The organism is Streptomyces sp. CB01373 (assembly GCF_002803075.1).
GTDB lineage: Bacteria > Actinomycetota > Actinomycetes > Streptomycetales > Streptomycetaceae > Streptomyces.
The window spans coordinates 272,797-287,716 of sequence record NZ_NNBK01000007.1 but is presented as its reverse complement, the minus strand read 5'-3'; the positions used below and the strand labels follow the sequence as shown (position 1 = coordinate 287,716).

Here is a 14,920-nt window from a genome sequence, read left to right as displayed (position 1 = left end):
TCCGGCTCACACATGGAGGGGCAGCGGGCCGTCGGCGCCGAGCAGCAACTTGCCGTAGACGTCGGCCGCGATGCCGGGGGTGGCGTGCACGTGGCTGCCGGCCATGCCGACGTCCTGGAAGAGCCGGGCCAGCGTGCTGGTCTCCATGAAGCTGCTGGACCCCGCCGCCTTGAGCAGCGCGTCCACGGCCTCCTGGACGAGCGTGACGATGTGGCCGACGTCGTGACGGACGCGGGCGCGGGCGAGTTCCGCGGGGTACTCCCCCCGCAGGGCGGCCTCGTCGATGTCCCGGCAGGCGCGGTGGGCGAGCAGTTCGGCCGCGTCGACCTTCGACATCGCCTGGGCGACGGCCACTTGGTGCACGGGGGAGTTACGGGTCTGCGTGTAGACGGTGCCCACCACGCCCTTGGCCTTCATCCGCTCCAGGGAGTGCTCGAGAGCCGCCCGCCCGAGCCCGATCTGGATGCCGCCGAAGATGACGGTGCCGGCCGGCAGGAACGCGGCGTTCGCCCGGGGTTCGCGGTCGCGGAGCTCGGTCGCGTAGTCGCCCTTGACCAGGTCGTCGAAGTACTGGACGCGGTGGTCGGGGACGAAGACCTCCTCGGCGACCACGGTGTCGCTGCCCGTCGCCCGCATGCCGATCGGGAACCAGGAGCGCTCGATCGTCCACTCGCCCGGGTGCAGGACGGCCAGGGCGTGGCCGGCGCCGCCGTCCTCCTCCGGGGCGAGGAATCCCATGATCGCGTGGCTGGCGGCGTACGACCCGGAGGCGTACGGCCAGCGGCCGGAGACCACCCAACCCCCCTCCACACGACGGCCCTTGGCCGACGGCGCCAGCACCACGCAGCAGCGGCTCGCGGGGTCCTCGCCCCAGATCTCGTCCTGGGCCCTGACCGGCCAGGTGGTCGCGAACCAGTTGCCGATGTTCAGCAGCATCGCCGACCAGCCGGTGGATCCGTCCGCCTGCGCCAGCGCGGCCAGCACGTCGACGGTGGTCCGCGAGTTCGTCTCCGCGCCGCCGTACCGCCGGGGGACGGTGAGGCTCAGCAGGCCCTGTCCGGCCAGCGCGTCGATCACGGCCGGTACGACGCGGCCCTCACGGTTGCCCTGCTCCGCGTGTTCCCGGATGAGCGCACGCAGGGCGGTGGCACGCTCGACGATCTCCGTGTCCGGCTCGGTACCGGTTGCCGAAGGGAGCGACACGACCTCGCTCGCCAGGGTGGTCACACTCATTTCCCACTCCCGTTGGGTTGCCCGCATGGATGGTTCGTGGAGAGGACTCTGGGCGAGCGGTCGTGCCCGGGCCCATGGTCAGCGGCCCCAAAGTTCCCGGCCGGGGGTGTGGATCCGGGGGAGCGGGGCGGCCCCGCCCGCCGGTGGGCGGGGCACCGCGCACAAGCCTGGTCACCGGTCCTGTGCGGGGTGAACAGGTCTTCGCGCTCCGGGGACCGGACCGGTGCTCATACCGGGAGGGAAGTGGTTCGATGTGGCCACAGTGCCCGCCAGTACCGAGGAGAGCACCATGGAGCACGACTGGATCCGCCGCCTCTCGCCGGGCGCGGTGACAGAGCCGGTCACGTCACTGGCCACACGGCGCCGGGCCGCCAGGGCGATCGGCGACCGGGCGACCGCCTGGGGCGTGGACGCGGGCAGGAGGATGGCGGCCTACATCCTGGAGACGCTCACGGACTGGCCCGGGGACCGCTCGGACGAGGAGCGGGAGGCGCTGCGACGGGCCACCGAGGCCAGCACGCTGGACACGCTCACCGCGCTGGTGACACAGGACGTCACCCTGCTGGGGAAGTCGAGCGAGCCGGCGCAGAACATCGCGTTCTACGTCGCCGAGGGCATCCCGCTCGAAGAGGTCGTGCGCAACGTGCACACCGGGCAGGAGTTCCTCATCCAGGAACTGATCGGCCGCATCGGGCAGTTGGTCCCGGCCGAGCGGCGCCTGGAGACGGTCCAGGCGGCCACGCGCGCGGTCATCCAGAGCTGGTCCGCGTTCATCAGCGAGATCACGCGCGCCTACGCCGCGGAGGCGCGCCGGTGGCAGGAGAGCACCGAGGGCGCCCGGATGCAGGCGGTGCGCCGGATCCTCGGCGGAACACGCCGGCCGGCCGAGGACGCCGACCAGGATCTCGGCCACCGGCTGGAGCAGACCCATGTGGGCCTGATCCTCTGGCTCGAGGGGCTCGACATCGAGACGGCGCGGCTGTTCGACTTCGCGGGCGTCGCCGGGTCCCTGGCGAGTCTCACGCTCAGCGAGCCCGGGCCCCTCGTGATCCGGCGCGGTGCCACCCGGGTGGACGTCTGGCTCGGCAGCCCCCAGGGCGACGTGCCGGCGGTCCTCGACACGAAGGCCACGCTGCCGCCGCCGCTGCGCGTCGCGGTGGGCCGGCCGGCGGTCGGCGTGGACGGCTTCCGCACCACGCACGAGCAGGCGGTCGCCGCCCGGCGGGTGGCCCGGCTCGGCGCGACCGGCAGCCAGGTCGTGGACTACCCGGACGTCGAGCTGGTCTCGCTGCTCGCCGCCGATCCGCACCGGGCGCGGGCGTTCGCGCACTCGGTGCTGGGACCGCTGCACCGTACCGACGCGCGGATGGACGAGCTGCGGCGGACGCTGGCGGTGCACATCGACAGCGACCGCAGCATCGCGCAGACCGCCCAGTCACTGCACGCGCACCGCAACACGATCTCCTACCGCCTGAACCGGGCGGCGGAGTTGCTCCCCGAGGGGCACACCACGACCGAACTGCGATGCGCGCTGCTGCTCGCCGAGCTGTTCCCCGGCGGGAGTTGAGCACCGTGGGGCGGGCCGGTACGAGGGCCGAACGCGTTGGCGTCCTCGTTGACGACGTAGACGCGGGGGATTCTCCGCGAGGACGTCACGGATCATCTGGAGCGCGCGCCGGGGCGGACTGGACACAACTTCGGCGTGTCGCCGCCCTGTTGTCGGTGACATGCTGGAAAATGCCGCGGGAAAGAGAGATCAACATCGCCCGAGCTGGGTAAGTGATCTTCAGTCCCAGCCTCGAGGAAGGCCACCGCTGATGCAGTCCATACCCGGCCCGGCCCACGCCGTCGTCCTGCGCCACCCCCACAGCCGTGCCGGTGCCCCCCTCAGCCCCTCAGGCGCGGAACTGCTGCGCATCATCTCCGACCCGAGCATGCTCGTGTTCCTCACCGTGCACGCGGGCGGACGCCGCAGGTACAGCTACTGGCAGCCGTTCGAGCCCCGCACCGGCCGGGGAAGCTGCTACGTCGCGCTGCCCACCGACCTGTGCGACATGCTGCACTCCAGCGGACGGATCACATTCGGCGAACCTCTCGTCGACTCCACCAGGACCACCTACCGCGTCGGCCTCGCGGAGACCCCGGTCGCGCCGCGCCGCCCGCTGCGGACGGGCGCCCTCGCGGCATGACCGAGGGGGCCGGCGGTCCGCACCGCCGGCCCCCTCGGCCATGCCGTCGCGCCGGACGGCGCCGTGACGAGGGCCCGGCCCGCCGGGGCGGCGTCACGGCGCGGCTGCGTGAGCTGTGCGAGGAGGGTCGCCGGCCCTCATGATCGGCGACGAGCCGCACGAGCCCCGGGACCCGCCTCCGTACCGCGTCAACGGCCGAAGTGACGGGCCGCGGACGCGGTACGGAGGCTTCGAAGGCCCCGGTCAGGCGCCGACGTACGCCGCGAGGTGCTGACCGGTGAGGGTGGAACGCGCGGCGACCAGGTCGGCGGGGGTGCCCTCGAAGACGACCCGGCCGCCGTCGTGACCGGCACCCGGGCCGAGGTCGATGATCCAGTCGGCGTGCGCCATGACCGCCTGGTGGTGCTCGACGACGATCACCGACTTGCCCGAGTCGACGAGCCGGTCGAGCAGGCCCAGCAGGTGCTCGACATCGGCGAGGTGCAGACCCGCGGTCGGCTCGTCGAGGACGTAGACGCCGCCCTTCTCGGCCATGTGGGTCGCCAGCTTGAGCCGCTGCCGCTCGCCGCCGGACAGCGTGGTCAGCGGCTGCCCCAGGGTGAGGTAGCCGAGCCCGACGTCGGCGAGCCGGCCCAGGACGCGGTGCGCGGCCGGTGTGCGGGCCTCTCCGGCGCCGAAGAACTCCTCGGCCTCGGCCACCGGCATCGCCAGCACCTCGCTGATGTCGCGGCCGCCGAGGTGGTACTCCAGCACCGACGCGTCGAACCGCTTGCCCTCGCACTCCTCGCAGGTGGTGGCGACACCGGCCATCATCGCCAGGTCGGTGTAGATGACGCCGGCGCCGTTGCACGTGGGGCAGGCGCCCTCGGAGTTGGCGCTGAACAGCGCGGGCTTCACCCCGTTGGCCTTGGCGAACGCCTTGCGGATCGGTTCGAGCAGTCCGGTGTACGTCGCCGGGTTGCTGCGCCGCGAGCCGCGGATCGCGCCCTGGTCGACCGACACCACGCCCGCGCCGGCCGGGATCGACCCGTGCACCAGCGAGCTCTTGCCGGAACCGGCCACGCCGGTGACGACGACGAGCGTGCCGAGCGGGATGTCGACGTCGACGCCCCGCAGATTGTGCGCGTCGGCGCCACGGATCTCCAGCGTGCCGGTCGGCTTGCGCACCGTCTTCTTCACGGACGCCCGGTCGTCGAGGTGGCGGCCGGTGAGGGTGCCGCTGGCCCGCAGCCCCTCGACGGTGCCCTCGAAGCAGACGGCGCCGCCCGCCGTACCGGCTCCGGGACCGAGGTCGACGACGTGGTCGGCGATCGCGATGGTCTCCGGCTTGTGCTCCACGACGAGCACGGTGTTGCCCTTGTCACGCAGCCGCAGCAGCAGGTCGTTCATCCGCTGGATGTCGTGCGGGTGCAGTCCGGTGGTGGGCTCGTCGAAGACGTAGGTGACGTCGGTCAGAGAGGAGCCGAGGTGGCGGATCATCTTCACGCGCTGTGCCTCGCCGCCCGACAGCGTGCCCGACGGGCGGTCGAGCGAGAGGTAGCCGAGGCCGATCTCCACGAACGAGTCGAGGGTCTGCTGCAGTGTGGCGAGCAGCGGTGCCATCGACGGCTCGTCCAGGCCGCGGACCCATGCGGCCAGATCGCTGATCTGCATCGCGCAGGCGTCGGCGATGCTGGTCCCGCCGATCCGCGACGACCGGGCCGCCTCGCTGAGCCGGGTGCCCCCGCACTCGGGGCAGTCGGTGAAGGTGATCGCCCGGTCCACGAACTCCCGGATGTGCGGCTGCATCGCCTCCCGGTCCTTGGAGAGCATCGACTTCTGGATCCTCGGGATCAGACCCTCGTAGGTCATGTTGATGCCCGCGATCTTCATCCGGGTCGGCTCGCGGTGCAGGAAGTCGTGCAGCTCCTGCTCGGTGTACTTCCGGATCGGCTTGTCCGCGTCGAAGAAGCCGGACTCGCTGTAGAGCCGGTAGTTCCAGCCGCCCGGCTTGTAGCCGGGGATGGTCAGCGCGCCCTCGGTGAGCGACTTGGAGTCGTCGTAGAGCTGGGTGAGGTCGACGTCGGAGACCGTGCCACGCCCCTCGCAGCGCGGGCACATGCCGCCGGTGATGCTGAAGCTGCGACGCTCCTTCACGGTCTTTCCGGCGCGTTCCACGGTGACCGCGCCCGCTCCGCTGATCGAGGGCACGTTGAAGGAGAACGCCTTGGGGGAGCCGATGTGCGGCTGTCCGAGCCGGCTGAAGAGGATGCGCAGCATCGCGTTGGCGTCGGTGGCGGTGCCCACCGTGGAACGCGGGTCGCCTCCCATCCGCTGCTGGTCGACGATGATCGCGGTGGTCAGCCCGTCGAGGACGTCTACCTCGGGCCGGGCCAGGGTCGGCATGAAGCCCTGCACGAAGGCGCTGTAGGTCTCGTTGATCAGCCGCTGCGACTCGGCGGCGACCGTGTCGAAGACGAGTGAGCTCTTGCCCGAGCCGGAGACACCGGTGAACACCGTCAGACGCCGCTTCGGGATCTCGATGCTGACGTCCTTGAGGTTGTTCTCGCGCGCGCCGAGCACGCGGATCATGTCGTGGCTGTCGGCAGCGTGTGCCGCGGGCGACGGCGTGTCCGTGGCGTTGCTCATCGTGTCTCCATCTGTGAGGCTGTGCCGCCTTCGCGGCGACGGTGGGTGTCCGCCTGAGCGGCGGTGCCGGCCGGGCTGGCGCGACGCTCGTCCGGCGGCGCTCACCGGGGCCGCGCTCCGCGCGAGAACCAAGGAATTATCCACACATTCCGACTTTGCGCACCCTTCCGCAGGTCATCGGACTGATCGCCGGACGGCTCGGCCCACGCTACCGGCGGCCCGGTTCCCGGCGCTTCTCGATTCCTGACCTTCCCGGGGCACGCCCTGACGGTTCGGAGAGCGTCCTGCCCGGTCAGGGCACGTACTGCCGGTCAGGGGGCGCGCCGAGCGCCCGGCCGGGCACCAGGGTGCCGGTGCCCGGCCAGGCTGGCTCCGCCCCGGTCTACAGATACGGGCGGGTGATCAGCTCGATCCCGTGGCCGGCGGGGTCCTTCAGGTAGACCCCTCGACCGCCGTGCTCGTGGTTGATCTCACCGGGGTGCTGCAGGTGCGGATCGGCCCAGTGCTCGATGCCGCGGTCGCACAGCCGCTGATACGCCCGGTCGAACAGGTCGTCGTCGACCAGGAACGCGTAGTGCTGCATCTGGATCTCCACCGGCGGCTCGGCGAACTGGAGCAGCACGCCGTCGGCGAGCTGGACGTTGGTGAACGGGCCCCAGGACGGCGCTGCCCCCACTTCGAGCAGCTCCCGGAAGAAGCGGGCCGACTCCTCGCGGTCCTTGGAGGCGATGATGGTGTGGTTGAACGTGGCTGTCATTCGGCTGACCTGACTGTGATTCGGCACGGAAACGGACTCGTCGTGGTGCACGAGCACGGGAGGTCCGCGTGCCGAACCCGGGGGGTGCCTTCTCGGCACCCGCGGTGCGATCAGCCCTCCACCGGGTTGCCCGTCCGTGAATGGCCTGTAGCCGGTCCGGTGTTCACATCGAGGACCCTACTCGATCCGGCTTCCCCGCGGGTGGGTCATGCGGAACGCGGGGCCGGGCCGAGCCAGGTGAGGGCCGCAGTGGTCAGGGCCGTGACGCCGTCGGTGAGGGTGGGCCGCATGACGGGGGCGAAGAGCGGCGAGTGGTTCTGCGGGATGTCACGGCTCCGGGTGCCCGCGGCGTCCGCCTTCGCGTAGGTGTCGGGGTCGACGCCGCCGAGAAGCCAGTAGCAGACGGGCACGTTCGCGCTGGTGCCGAAGACGCCGACGTCCTCACTTCCGGAGGAGGCTCCCGGGTCGGTCAGCCTGTCGTGGCCGATCACGTCACCGATGGCGGCCATGGTCCGGGCGCACGCCTCGTCGTCGTTGACCATCAGCGGGAAGGTGTGCAGGGTGCTGATCTCGGGATCCTGCTGCGCCCCGGCGACCGCCGCCTCGCCGCGGACGATCCGCTCCACCGCGTCCAGGACGGTCCGGCGGACCTGCGGGGCGTGGGTGCGGATGTTGAGCTGGAGTCGGGCCTCGTCCGGGATGATGTTGTCCTTGGTGCCGGCCTGCAGGGCGCCGACGGTGACCACGGCCCGGTCCTTGGAAGCGATCTCGCGGGAGACCACCGTCTGCAACCGCATCACGGTGGAGGCCGCCATCACCACCGGGTCGATCGACGCCTCCGGCATGGACGCGTGGGCCCCGCGCCCGAACATGCGCACCTGGAGCGCGTCGGTGGCGGCGAAGGCGAGCCCGGGGTGGCAGGCGACGGTGCCGGCCGGGAGCGCCATCACATGCTGGCCGAGGACGACGTCTGGGGTGCCGAAGCGGCCGTACAGGTCGTCGTCGACCATCGCCTGGGCGCCCTGGCCGAGCTCCTCGGCCGGCTGGAACACGGCCAGCACGGTGCCCGACCACCGCTCGCGGGCGCCGGCCAGAAGGGCCATGGTGCCGAACAGGCAGGTGACGTGCACATCGTGACCGCACGCGTGCATCACGCCTTCGTTGGCCGAGGCGTACGGCAACCCGGTCCGCTCGGTGACGGGCAGCGCGTCGAAGTCGGCGCGCAGGAGCACGGTCGGGCCCTCGCCGTTCACCAGCCTGGCCACGACGCCGGTCCGCCCGACGCCCTCGGTGACCTCGTACCCCAAGTCCCGTGCGCGGCGGGCGACTTCGGCGGCCGTGCGGTGCTCCTCGAAGGACAGCTCGGGATGGGCGTGCAGGTCCTGGTAGAGCGCTTCGAGGTCCTGGTTCAGGGGGGTGTCCAGACCGGCCAGGACCTGCCGGGCGGTGTCGTGTGCGGTCATCGTGATGCCCCTTCGGCCGGTGGGGGGCCGCCATGTCCGACGTAACCACACGCGTGGGAACGCGGCAGGCCGGCGGGCCGCCACGCCGGGCTGCTTGAAAGTTGTAGCAATAGCACCGTCCGGTATAGCTTGAAGTTTCAAGTTAACTCGGGTCCCCACGCCCAGCGCCGCGAGACCCCGCGCCCCCACGACCCGCGAGGAGCCACCACCATGACCACTTCCGACGCCACCCCGACCCGACCCGCCGCGGCGCCCGAGACGGCCCCGGCGGCCCCCGCCCACGCGTACGACGCCGGCCTGCTCGTCCTGCGCCTCGCGCTCGGGCTGACCATGGCCGCGCACGGCACCCAGAAGCTGTTCGGCTGGTTCGGCGGAGGCGGTGTGGACGGCACCGGGCAGTTCTTCGCGGCCTCCGGCTACCCCTCACCCAAGGCCTTCGCCGTCGTGGCCGGGCTCAGTGAGACCCTCGGCGGGCTCGGCCTCGTGCTGGGCCTGCTCACCCCGCTCGCCGCCGCGGCCGTCGCCGGCACGCTGGTCAACGCGATCTCCGTCAAGTGGGGCGGCGGCTTCTTCGCCCCGCAGGGCGTCGAGTACGAGCTGCTCATCGCCCTGTCCGCGGTGGCCCTCGCCCTGACCGGCCCCGGCCGGATCGCCGTGGACCGGCTGCTGCCCGTGCTGCGCTCGCACCGCGTCGCCCACGGCGTCGCCGCGATCGTGCTCGGCGCCGTCGTCGCCGGGGTCACGCTGCTGCTGCGCCACTGACGCCCCGCCCCAGACGGCGGACGGGCTGTGTGCCGTCCGCCGTCCGGGGCGCCGTCCGACCAGTGGATCTCATTTGACATTAGAGAGCCTTATAGAAGATAAAGGTGACGCTTTGGCCATCAATTCACGCGGCGTGACATCTGCGGCGTGATGCCCCCGAACGCTGCGCGAATGAGTCCTGACATGTCCCACCCCATCACCGACCAGCCCACAGCCGACCCCGCGGGGGAGTGGGACGCATGGCGGTCCGAGCGCCATCGGGCCCTCACCTCGCCGACGGGCAACCTCGCTCTCGTCGAGACCCGCTGGCTGCCGGCCGGTGAGCGCCCGGACGCCGAGGCCGCTCGCGCGGGCCGGCCGCGGACGGTGACCGTCACCACGCTCCAGCGCGCCGACCTCGTCACCGGCGAGCCCGAGCACGGCCTGCGCTTCTGGGACGCCGACTCGGACGCCGTCCGCCACTTCGACCGCGTCGACGTGTTCCCCTACGACCCGGCCTGGGTGCTCGAGGCGACCTACACGCCCGTACCCGGCGCCCGGCGCGTGGCCTTCGAGCACATCCGGGACAACGGCGGCACCCGCGACCTCGTCGTCCCGGGCGACATCACGCTCACCGTCGACGGCCGCGACTACACCCTCAGCGCCTTCGACGACGACGGCACCCTGCTGCTCGTCTTCGGCGACCCCACCAACGGGGACACCACCTACGGCGCCGGCCGCTTCCTCTTCGTGCGGCGCACCGAGGACGACGACCGCGTCCTGCTCGACTTCAACCGCGCCTTCGTGCCGCCCTGCGGATTCTCCGATCAGTACAACTGTCCGATGCCGCCGCGGCAGAACCGTTTCCACCTGCCCATTCAGGCCGGTGAGAAGCTCCCCGTCTTCCGCGGCGGCTTCCCCGCACAGCACTGATCACCCCGTAGCCTCCCGCACCCCCAGCACGAAAGCGCCACAGCCATGAGCATCAAGAAGACGTCCCTGTACGCCACCGCCACCGCTGCCACCCTCGCCGTGACCCTGACCGCCTGCGGCGGCTCCGGCTCGGGCGGCAACGCCTCCGGCGGCACCGCGAACAAGGACGCCACCGTCAACGTCGGCTCCCTCTACGAGCCGCAGAACCTCGACAACACCGCGGGCGGCGGCCAGGGCGTCACCGAGGCCCTCAACGGCAACGTCTACGAAGGGCTGTTCAAGCTCACCGACGACGGCAAGGTCGATAAGCTGCTCGCCACGGACTACAAGGTGAGCGGTGACGGACTCACCTACACCTTCACCCTGCGTGACGGCGTGAAGTTCCACAGCGGCAAGGCCCTTACCAGCGAAGACGTCAAGTACAGCCTGGAGAAGGTCATCGCGGACGACTCCCAGTCCGCCCGCAAGAACAACCTCCAGGTCATCAAGGACATCGCCACCCCCGACGCGCGGACCGTCAAGGTCACGCTGTCCAAGAAGTCGATCTCCTTCGTCTACAACCTCTCCTACGTCTGGATCATCAACTCCCAGGCGAAGAACCTGAAGACGACCGAGGACGGCACCGGCCCGTACCAGCTCGGCAAGTGGACCCGCGGCTCCGCGCTGAGCCTGGACCGGTTCCCCGGCTACTGGGGCAAGGCAGCCACGAACAAGAAGGCCGTCTTCCACTACTACAAGGACGCGACCGCCCTCAACAACGCGCTGCTGACGGGCGCCGTCGACGTGGTCACCAGCGAGCAGTCGCCCGACGCCCTCGACCAGTTCAAGAGCAACCAGAACTACAAGGTCAACGACGGCGACTCCACCACCAAGCTGCTGCTCGCCTTCAACGACAAGGCCAAGCCGTTCACCGACGTCAAGGTGCGCCAGGCCGTGTCCTCCGCCATCGACGACAAGAAGCTCCTCGAGTCCGTCTGGGGCGGCTACGGCAAGCTCATCGGCTCGATGGTGCCGCCCACCGACCCCTGGTACGAGGACCTCACCAAGGTCAACGCCTACGACCCGGCGCGGGCCAAGAAGCTGCTCGCCGAGGCCGGCTACGCCAAGGGCTTCAGCTTCACCCTCGACACCCCGAACTACGACCCGCACCCCACCGCCGCGACCTTCATCAAGTCGGAGCTCGCCAAGGTCGGCGTCAACGTCAAGATCAACACGATCACGCCGGACGAGTGGTACACGAAGGTCTACAAGAACCACGACTTCTCGGCCACCCTCCAGGAGCACGTCAACGACCGCGACCTCGTCTGGTACGGCAACCCCGATTTCTACTGGGGCTACGACAACAAGCAGGTCACGCAGTGGGTGGAGCAGGCCGAACAGGCCTCCAGCACCGCCGAGCAGACCGAGCTGCTGAAGAAGGTCAACCGCAAGACCGCCGAGGACGCGGCCAGCGACTGGCTGTACCTGTACCCGCAGATCGTCGTCGCGAGCAGCAAGCTGTCCGGCTACCCGCTCAACGGCCTCAACTCGCAGTTCTACGTCTACGACATCCAGAAGAAGGGCTGATGGCCCGCTATCTCCTGCGGCGCTTCGCCTTCCTCCTGGTGTCGCTGGCCCTGGCGAGCGTGGTGCTGTTCGTCCTGCTGCGCATGCTGCCCGGCGACCCGGCCAACGCACTCACCTCGGTGGGTGCGAGCCCGGAACAGATCGCCGCGGCACGGCACTCCATCGGGTCCGACAAGCCGCTGCCCGAGCAGTTCGTCCACTGGCTCGGGCAGTTGGCGAGCGGCGACCTCGGTACCTCCTTCGTCAGCTCGCTGCCGGTCGGACCCGAGGTCGCCTCCCGGATGAGCGTCACCGTGCCGCTGACCCTGGCCGCGTTCACCCTCGCCGTCGTCCTCGCCGTGCCCGCCGGGTTCGTCGCCGCGCACAAACGGCACACCTGGTACGGCGCACTGCTCAGCGGCGTGTCCCAACTGGGCATCGCGGTCCCGGTGTTCTGGCTCGGCATGATCCTCATCGCCGTGTTCGCCCTGAACGCCGGCTGGCTCCCGTCCGGCGGCTTCCCGCCGGACGGCTGGTCGGAGCCCGCCGAGGCGGTCCGTTCCCTCGTCCTGCCGGTCGTCACCATCGCCCTGGTGATGAGCGCGTCCCTGATCCGCTACGTCCGCTCCGCCACCCTCGACGTCCTCGGCAGCGACCATCTGCGCACCGCCCGCGCCCTGGGCTCGTCCTTCGGCCGGGCGATGTGGCGGCACGGACTGCGCAACGCCTCCGTACCGGTCATCTCGATCCTCGGCATCGAACTCGCCTCGACCCTGCTCGGCGCGGTCGTCGTGGAATCGGTGTACGCGCTGCCCGGCCTGGGCTCCCTGCTCGCCACCGCCATCGCCCAGCACGACTACCCGGTCATCCAGGGCGTGCTGTTCGTCTCCACCCTCGCCGTGCTGCTCATCGGCTTCGTCGCCGACCTCGTACAGCGGATCATCGACCCGCGTCTGCGCGGCCGGCTCTCCGGAGGTGCCCGATGACCCGGGCGGACACACTGCCCACCGTCCGGCCGGAGAAGACGCCACCGGGCGGACGCAGTCCCCGGCGCTCGGCCACGCTCGTCGTCGGCTGCGTCCTCGCCGGCCTCATCGCGCTGCTCGCGCTGGTGTCCCTGTTCTGGCTGCCCTTCTCCGCCGACGACACCTCCGGCGGGCGCCTCGCCGGTCCCGGGAACGGGCATCTGCTGGGCACCGACAAGCTCGGGCGCGACCTGTTCACCCAGGTCATGACCGGCTCGCGGATCGCCGTCGAGGCGGGCCTGGGGTCGGTGCTCGTCGCCGCCGCGATCGGCGTCACCCTCGGAGTGCTCGCCGCGTTCGCGCAGGGCTGGCTCGACGACACGCTCTCGGCGTTCCTCGACATCCTCATCGCCTTCCCGACCCTGCTGCTCGCGATGCTCATCGTCGCCGCACGCTCGGCGACCCTCGGCTCGGCCGTCCTCGCGATCGGCCTGGCGCAGAGCGCGGTCGTCGCCCGGCTGGTGCGCATCCTCGTCAAACGCGTGCTCGCGCAGGACTACATCACCGCGGCCCGCACCTCCGGCACGTCCTGGCCCAGGACCGTCGTCGGCCATGTGCTGCCCAACATCTGGCCCACCCTGGTGGTCAACCTGGCCCTCCAGTTCGGGCTCGCCGTACTCGCCGAGGCCGGACTGTCCTACCTCGGACTCGGAGCGCCCCCGCCGAACGCCTCGTGGGGCCGGATGCTCCAGGAGGCCCAGGCCACCTTCACCACCGCCCCGGCGGGCGCGCTCGCCCCCGGCATCCTGCTCGTCCTGCTCGTCATCGGCGTCAACCTCATCGCCGACGGCCTGCGCGACACCCTCGACCCGGCCACCCGCCGGAGGCGCGCGTGAACCTCCTCGACGTACGCGGACTGACCGTCCGCACCAGCGACGGCCGCACCCTGGTCGACGACCTGTCCTTCACCGTGTCCGGGGGCGAACGTCTCGGCCTCATCGGCGAGTCCGGCTCCGGCAAGTCCCTCACCACGCTCGCCGTGCTCGGTCTGCTGCCCGACGGCATGACCGCCACCGGCAGTGTCGAACTCGCCGGCACCCAGGTGGTCGGCGCCCCCGAGAAGCGGCTCACCTCCCTGCGCGGCCGGGACGCGGCCATCGTCTTCCAGGAGCCGCTCACCGCGCTCGACCCGCTGATGCGCGTGGGCCGCCAGATCGCCGAACCCCTCCGCAGGCGCACCGGCCTGAAGGGCAAGGACCTTCAGCAGGCGGTGGCGCGGACGCTCGTCCAGGTCCGGCTGCCCGAACCCGAGCGCATCGCCCGCGCCTACCCGCACGAGATCTCCGGCGGACAGCGCCAGCGCGTGGCCCTCGCCATGGCCCTGGCCTGCGAACCGAAACTGCTCATCGCGGACGAGCCGACCACCGCCCTGGACGTGTCCGTCCAGGCCGAGACGCTGGAACTCATCGACACGCTGGTCCGGGAACGGGACATGGCGGTGCTGTTCGTCAGCCACGACCTCGCCGTGGTGGCCAAGGTGACCGACCGCGCCCTGGTGCTGAAGGACGGGCGGGCCGTGGAGGAGGGCCCGGTCGGGGCCATCGTCGGCGCGCCCCGCGAGGAGTACACCAGGGCCCTCGTCGCCAGCGCCCGGCGCCTGGAATCCGCCCTGGACCTGAGGAGCGCGCGATGACCCCCGTACTCGAACTGTCCGGCGTCGCGCTGCGCTACCGGGGCGCCACCGGCAACGTGGTCGAGGACGTGTCGTTCGAGGTCGAGGCCGGGCACAGTCTCGCGCTCGTCGGCGAGTCGGGAGCCGGCAAGACCACGCTGCTGCGGCTGCTGCTGGGCCTCGCCCGACCCACGGCCGGCCAGGTCCGCTTCGACGGCGCGGTACTGTCCCCGCGGGACCGGGAGCAGATGCGCCGCTTCCGGAGCGGCGTCCAGTGCGTCTTCCAGGACCCGTACTCCTCGCTCGACCCGCGCCGCCGGGTCGGTGCCACCGTGGCCGAGCCGCTGCTCTCCCTGGGCATCGACAGCCGCGCCACGGCCCGGCCGAAGGTGGCCGCGGCCCTGGAAGGGGTCGGCCTGCCGGCCGACGCGGCGGACCGCTATCCGCACGAGTTCTCCGGCGGCCAGCGTCAGCGGATCGCCATCGCCCGCGCCACCGTCTGCACTCCGCGGGTGCTGCTGGCCGACGAACCCGTGAGCGCGCTCGACGTCACCACCCGGGTCAAGGTCGTCGACCTGCTGGCCGAGCTCAAGCAGGAGCAGGGGCTGACCCTGGTGATGGTCTCCCACGACCTGTCGGTCGTCGCCTCCCTGTGCGAACGCACGGCCGTCCTGGAACGCGGCCGCGTGGTCGAACACGGCGACACCGCCCAGGTCCTGACCCGGCCCGCCCACCCGTACACCCGCCGCCTGCTAGACAGCGTGCCGCGCCTCCCGGCCTGAACCGCCACCGCT

13 protein-coding genes are annotated in these 14,920 nt (G+C 71.2%); 9 read left to right on the top strand and 4 right to left on the bottom strand.

Going from position 1 to position 14,920, the window contains the following annotated elements; genetic code table 11:
- Positions 1 to 6: 6 nt before the first annotated feature.
- Positions 7 to 1,233, bottom strand: coding sequence for an acyl-CoA dehydrogenase family protein (locus CG719_RS13495; protein WP_159024872.1), 1,227 nt, complete (start codon positions 1,231 to 1,233; stop codon positions 7 to 9).
- Positions 1,234 to 1,486: 253 nt separating this feature from the next.
- Here CG719_RS13495 and CG719_RS13490 point away from each other — a divergent pair, with 253 nt between their 5' ends.
- Both CG719_RS13490 and CG719_RS13485 read left to right on the top strand, forming a co-directional pair.
- The gene (locus CG719_RS13490; protein WP_159024871.1) at positions 1,487 to 2,800 is read left to right on the top strand and encodes a PucR family transcriptional regulator; all 1,314 of its coding nucleotides are present in this window, start codon (positions 1,487 to 1,489) and stop codon (positions 2,798 to 2,800) included.
- 250 nt (positions 2,801 to 3,050) lie between these two features.
- Entirely contained in the window at positions 3,051 to 3,422 is a 372-nt protein-coding gene (locus CG719_RS13485) for a hypothetical protein (protein ID WP_234375559.1), read from the top strand.
- Positions 3,423 to 3,665: 243 nt separating this feature from the next.
- On the opposite strand, the gene CG719_RS13480 is transcribed toward CG719_RS13485, so the two are convergent.
- From CG719_RS13480 to CG719_RS13470, 3 genes are all read right to left on the bottom strand, one after another.
- Entirely contained in the window at positions 3,666 to 6,050 is a 2,385-nt protein-coding gene (locus CG719_RS13480) for an ATP-binding cassette domain-containing protein (protein WP_100568823.1), read from the bottom strand.
- Positions 6,051 to 6,432: 382 nt separating this feature from the next.
- Positions 6,433 to 6,807 carry a VOC family protein gene (locus CG719_RS13475; RefSeq protein ID WP_100568822.1) on the bottom strand — a complete coding sequence of 125 codons (375 nt, stop codon included), beginning with the start codon at positions 6,805 to 6,807 and terminating at the stop codon, positions 6,433 to 6,435.
- A 206-nt stretch (positions 6,808 to 7,013) separates the two neighbouring features.
- On the bottom strand, positions 7,014 to 8,270 hold the full coding sequence (locus tag CG719_RS13470) for an amidohydrolase (RefSeq protein WP_100568821.1): 1,257 nt from the start codon (positions 8,268 to 8,270) through the stop codon (positions 7,014 to 7,016).
- 210 nt (positions 8,271 to 8,480) lie between these two features.
- Between CG719_RS13470 and CG719_RS13465 the strand changes: the two genes are divergently transcribed.
- From CG719_RS13465 to CG719_RS13435, 7 genes are all read left to right on the top strand, one after another.
- The gene (locus tag CG719_RS13465) at positions 8,481 to 9,032 is read left to right on the top strand and encodes a DoxX family protein (protein WP_100568820.1); all 552 of its coding nucleotides are present in this window, start codon (positions 8,481 to 8,483) and stop codon (positions 9,030 to 9,032) included.
- Positions 9,033 to 9,215: 183 nt separating this feature from the next.
- The gene (locus CG719_RS13460) at positions 9,216 to 9,944 is read left to right on the top strand and encodes a DUF1684 domain-containing protein (protein WP_100568819.1); all 729 of its coding nucleotides are present in this window, start codon (positions 9,216 to 9,218) and stop codon (positions 9,942 to 9,944) included.
- 45 nt (positions 9,945 to 9,989) lie between these two features.
- Positions 9,990 to 11,510 carry an ABC transporter substrate-binding protein gene (locus CG719_RS13455; RefSeq protein ID WP_100568818.1) on the top strand — a complete coding sequence of 507 codons (1,521 nt, stop codon included), beginning with the start codon at positions 9,990 to 9,992 and terminating at the stop codon, positions 11,508 to 11,510.
- Positions 11,510 to 12,475, top strand: a complete 966-nt coding sequence (locus tag CG719_RS13450; protein WP_100568817.1) for an ABC transporter permease — start codon at positions 11,510 to 11,512, stop codon at positions 12,473 to 12,475. The genes CG719_RS13455 and CG719_RS13450 overlap by 1 nt, the downstream gene beginning before the upstream one ends.
- Entirely contained in the window at positions 12,472 to 13,350 is an 879-nt protein-coding gene (locus tag CG719_RS13445) for an ABC transporter permease (protein ID WP_100568816.1), read from the top strand. The genes CG719_RS13450 and CG719_RS13445 overlap by 4 nt, the downstream gene beginning before the upstream one ends.
- Positions 13,347 to 14,147 carry an ATP-binding cassette domain-containing protein gene (locus CG719_RS13440; RefSeq protein ID WP_100568815.1) on the top strand — a complete coding sequence of 267 codons (801 nt, stop codon included), beginning with the start codon at positions 13,347 to 13,349 and terminating at the stop codon, positions 14,145 to 14,147. The genes CG719_RS13445 and CG719_RS13440 overlap by 4 nt, the downstream gene beginning before the upstream one ends.
- A complete protein-coding gene (locus CG719_RS13435) occupies positions 14,144 to 14,908 on the top strand; it encodes an ABC transporter ATP-binding protein (RefSeq protein WP_100568814.1) in 765 nt (254 codons plus the stop codon). Before CG719_RS13440 ends, CG719_RS13435 begins: the two co-directional genes overlap by 4 nt.
- The last annotated feature ends 12 nt before the right edge of the window (positions 14,909 to 14,920 follow it).

What these genes read in the sequence shown, in the direction of transcription:
- CG719_RS13495 (WP_159024872.1), bottom strand. Translation starts at nt 1,233, where the DNA reads ATGAGTGTGACCACCCTGGCGAGCGAGGTCGTGTCGCTCCCTTCGGCA.
- CG719_RS13485 (WP_234375559.1), top strand. Translation starts at nt 3,051, where the DNA reads ATGCAGTCCATACCCGGCCCGGCCCACGCCGTCGTCCTGCGCCACCCC.
- CG719_RS13480 (WP_100568823.1), bottom strand. Translation starts at nt 6,050, where the DNA reads ATGAGCAACGCCACGGACACGCCGTCGCCCGCGGCACACGCTGCCGAC.
- CG719_RS13475 (WP_100568822.1), bottom strand. Translation starts at nt 6,807, where the DNA reads ATGACAGCCACGTTCAACCACACCATCATCGCCTCCAAGGACCGCGAG.
- CG719_RS13470 (WP_100568821.1), bottom strand. Translation starts at nt 8,270, where the DNA reads ATGACCGCACACGACACCGCCCGGCAGGTCCTGGCCGGTCTGGACACC.
- CG719_RS13465 (WP_100568820.1), top strand. Translation starts at nt 8,481, where the DNA reads ATGACCACTTCCGACGCCACCCCGACCCGACCCGCCGCGGCGCCCGAG.
- CG719_RS13460 (WP_100568819.1), top strand. Translation starts at nt 9,216, where the DNA reads ATGTCCCACCCCATCACCGACCAGCCCACAGCCGACCCCGCGGGGGAG.
- CG719_RS13455 (WP_100568818.1), top strand. Translation starts at nt 9,990, where the DNA reads ATGAGCATCAAGAAGACGTCCCTGTACGCCACCGCCACCGCTGCCACC.
- CG719_RS13450 (WP_100568817.1), top strand. Translation starts at nt 11,510, where the DNA reads ATGGCCCGCTATCTCCTGCGGCGCTTCGCCTTCCTCCTGGTGTCGCTG.
- CG719_RS13445 (WP_100568816.1), top strand. Translation starts at nt 12,472, where the DNA reads ATGACCCGGGCGGACACACTGCCCACCGTCCGGCCGGAGAAGACGCCA.
- CG719_RS13435 (WP_100568814.1), top strand. Translation starts at nt 14,144, where the DNA reads ATGACCCCCGTACTCGAACTGTCCGGCGTCGCGCTGCGCTACCGGGGC.